Source organism: Ideonella sp. P3_A4, from assembly GCF_056403075.1.
In genome coordinates, this window is sequence record NZ_JBFUGE010000643.1 from 1 (window position 1) to 3,249 (window position 3,249).

Genomic DNA, 3,249 nt, shown 5'->3' on the forward strand with positions numbered 1-3,249 from the left:
CGCTTCGACGGCAGCGGCTTGCCCAACCCGGTCTACACCGAGGCCTATTCGCAGATCGACCTGAGCGCCGGCTATAAGCTGAGCGACAACCTGTCGTTCCAGTTCGAAGCGATCAACCTCAACGATGCGGTGGTTCGCCAGCATGGCCGCACGAAGAACGAGATCATCGGCGTCTGGCAGACCGGGCCGCGCTACACGATCGGCGCCCGGTACAAGTTCTGAGCTTGAACACCGGCAAAGGTCATTAAGCTCGGGCCTCGCCCACGGCGCAATCCGTGGGTGAGGCCCGTCAGGTGCTGGCGGGAACAGGCGCCTGAAATGCGAGAACGATGAACGACACGTCAGGTCACGCGGTCAAGCGTGTCATTGTGGTGGGCGGTGGGTCCGCCGGCTGGTTGACGGCCGGCCTTCTGGCGGCCGAGCATAGTGACCGGCTGCAGGTGACGGTGCTCGAATCGCCAACCGTCGCGCCGATCGGGGTGGGCGAGGGCACTTGGCCGACGATGCGCGACACCTTGCGCAGCATCGGCGTCACCGAGGCCGATCTCGTCCGCGAATGCGACGCCTCGTTCAAGCAGGGCTCGCGTTTCAACGGCTGGGTCACCGGCCAGGCGGACGACCACTACTTCCATCCATTCGTGCTGCCGCAGGGCTACACCGAGGCTGACTTGGTGTCGGCCTGGCTGGGCCAGCATGCGGCGCAGCCTTTTGCCGAACTGGTGAGCTTTCAGCCGCACCTGTGCCTGCAAGGGCGAGCGCCGAAGCAGTTCGCGACGCCCGAGTTCGCGGCCGTTGCCAACTACGCGTATCACTTCGATGCAGGCAAGTTTGGCGTGTTCTTGCGCACGCACTGTGTCGAGCGCTTGGGTGTACAGCATGTGCTGGACGACCTGGTGGCCGTGCAATCGCATGACAACGGCGACATTGCGGCGCTGCAGACCAAGGAACATGGTGCCATCGCCGGCGACCTGTTCATCGACTGCACCGGCATGCAAGCGTTGCTGCTCGGTCGGCACTACCAGGTCGGCTTCGTATCGCAGAAGCACGTGTTGTTCTGCGACTCGGCACTCGCGCTGCAGGTGCCCTATGCCGATGAACGCACGCCGATCGCTTCGCAGACGATCTCGACCGCGCATGGCGGCGGCTGGATCTGGGACATCGGCCTGCATGCGCGGCGTGGCGTCGGCGCCGTCTATTCGAGCGCGCATTTCAGCGACGACGAGGCGCAGAGCGCTTTGCTGGGCTACATCGCCCGCACCGGTGGCAGCCCGTCGGATCTTCCGCCGCCGCGCAAGCTGAGCTTCGAGCCCGGCCATCGCGAGACCTTTTGGCACCGCAACTGTGTGGCGATCGGCTTGTCCGCCGGTTTCCTCGAGCCGCTGGAGGCTTCGGCGATCGCGTTGATCGAACACTCGGCCGGCCTGCTGCGCGATCAGATGCCGGCCACGCGCGCCACGATGGACATCGTCGCCAAGCGTTTCAACGACAGCCTGCACTACCGTTGGGCCCGCATCATCGACTTCCTGAAGCTGCACTATGTGCTGAGCCAGCGAACCGACACGCCGTTCTGGCGCGACAACCAGCGGGCCGAGTCGATTCCGAACCAGCTGCGCGAGTCGCTCGAACTCTGGCGCCATGTGCCGCCATCGCGCCATGACTTAGTTCGCAACGATGAGGCGTTCCCGTCCGCGAGCTACCAGTACGTTCTGTATGGTATGGGCTTCCGGCCGGCGCCCGAATCCGTGCGCCGCCGGGCCGATGCCGAAGCAGCGGCTGGCTACTTTCGCGAGGCGGCCCAACTGACGCGCAAGATGCTGCCGGCCTTGCCGAGCAACCGCGAACTGATCGACCACATCAAGCGTCATGGCCTGCCGCGAATCTGACATGCCGTGCTGCCAACTGCCCATCGCTCATTTCACCTCTTTGGCCGGCCTTGCCGGTGACCACCCATGACCCGCAATGTCTTGCTGAACAACATCGACCACAAGGACCTGCGCGTCATCACCGAGCGCGGCGCCGAGTACGGCGACGACGTGATGTACGCGGTGACCTTTCCGTCCGAGTTCCGCAACGTCCAGGCAGAGTTTCCGATCGTCTTCCAGAAGTCGCACGATGGCACCTCTTTCCAGCCGGTGGCGTTGTTCGGCTTTCGCGAAGGGCAGAACCTCTTCTTGCGCAACGGCCGCTGGGACGCGCACTACCTGCCGCTGGCGCTGGAGCGGCAGCCGTTCCTGATCGGCATTGACGGCGAAGAGCTGATGGTCCATCTCGACATGGACCACCCGCGTGTCAGCACCACTGCAGGCGAGCCGGTGTTCCTGGCGTATGGCGGCATGACGGAGTTCCTGGAACGCATCAACTCGGTGCTGCTGACCATCCACCAGGGCCTGCAGAGCACGCCGGCGTTCATGGCCGCCTTGTTGGAGCACGACCTGCTGGAGCCGTTTGCGCTCGACATCGAGCAGGCCGATGGCTCGCAGCATCGCTTCACGGGCTTCTACACGATCCATGAAGAGCGCCTGCAGCAGCTCGATGGCCATGCGCTCGGTGCTTTGAACAAGGCGGGCTACCTGTTCGGCATCTACATGGCAGTCGCGTCGCTCTCGCGCTTTCGCGACCTGATCGCGCGACTCGAAACCGCTTGACTCCATGCGTGAGCTGACCGGCCTCGACCCGCAGGCATTGCCTGACGAGTTGCTGCGATCCACGCAGCCGGTGGTGATCCGCGGCTTGGTCAGCCAATGGCCGGCCGTCAAGGCCAACGCCGAGCCGGGCGGCTTGAGCGCCTACCTGCGTCGGCACACCTGCGGTGCCACTGTCGGCGCCTGGTTCGGCCCGCCCGAGATCGAAGGCCGCTTCGGCTACAACGACGATTTCACCGGCTTCAACTTCGCCCGCGAGAAGGTCACGTTCGAGTCCATCCTCGACGCGCTAGAGCAGCATCGCAGCAACGCCCGGCCACCCGCGATCTACGTCGGCTCGACGACCGTCGACACTTGCCTGCCGGGCTTTCGCAGCGAGAACGACTTGGGGCTGGCGCACCTGGATCCGCTGGTCAGCCTGTGGATCGGCAATCGCGCGCGCGTCGCGGCACACCACGACCTGCCGGACAACCTGGCCTGTGTCATTGCCGGCCGCCGCCGCTTCACGCTGCTGCCGCCAGACGAGGTGGGCAACCTCTACATCGGGCCGCTGGAAAACACGCTGGCCGGCCAGCCCACCAGCCTGGTCGATTTCAAGAACCCGGAC

Annotated in this window: 4 protein-coding genes; all 4 read left to right on the top strand. The window is 64.9% G+C overall.

From position 1 onward, the window contains the following. Window positions 1-222: hypothetical protein (locus AC1DYI_RS30415; protein WP_477207849.1), on the top strand; the 222-nt coding region annotated here is incomplete at its 5' end. A 107-nt stretch (window positions 223-329) separates the two neighbouring features. Further along, window positions 330-1,883 carry a tryptophan halogenase family protein gene (locus AC1DYI_RS30420; RefSeq protein WP_477207850.1) on the top strand — a complete coding sequence of 518 codons (1,554 nt, stop codon included), beginning with the start codon at window positions 330-332 and terminating at the stop codon, window positions 1,881-1,883. 66 nt (window positions 1,884-1,949) lie between these two features. Continuing rightward, window positions 1,950-2,645: a SapC family protein gene (locus AC1DYI_RS30425; protein ID WP_477207851.1), complete on the top strand. Its 696-nt coding sequence runs from the start codon at window positions 1,950-1,952 to the stop codon at window positions 2,643-2,645. Window positions 2,646-2,649: 4 nt separating this feature from the next. Further along, the coding region (locus AC1DYI_RS30430) for a cupin-like domain-containing protein (RefSeq protein ID WP_477207852.1) at window positions 2,650-3,249 on the top strand (600 nt) is incomplete at its 3' end.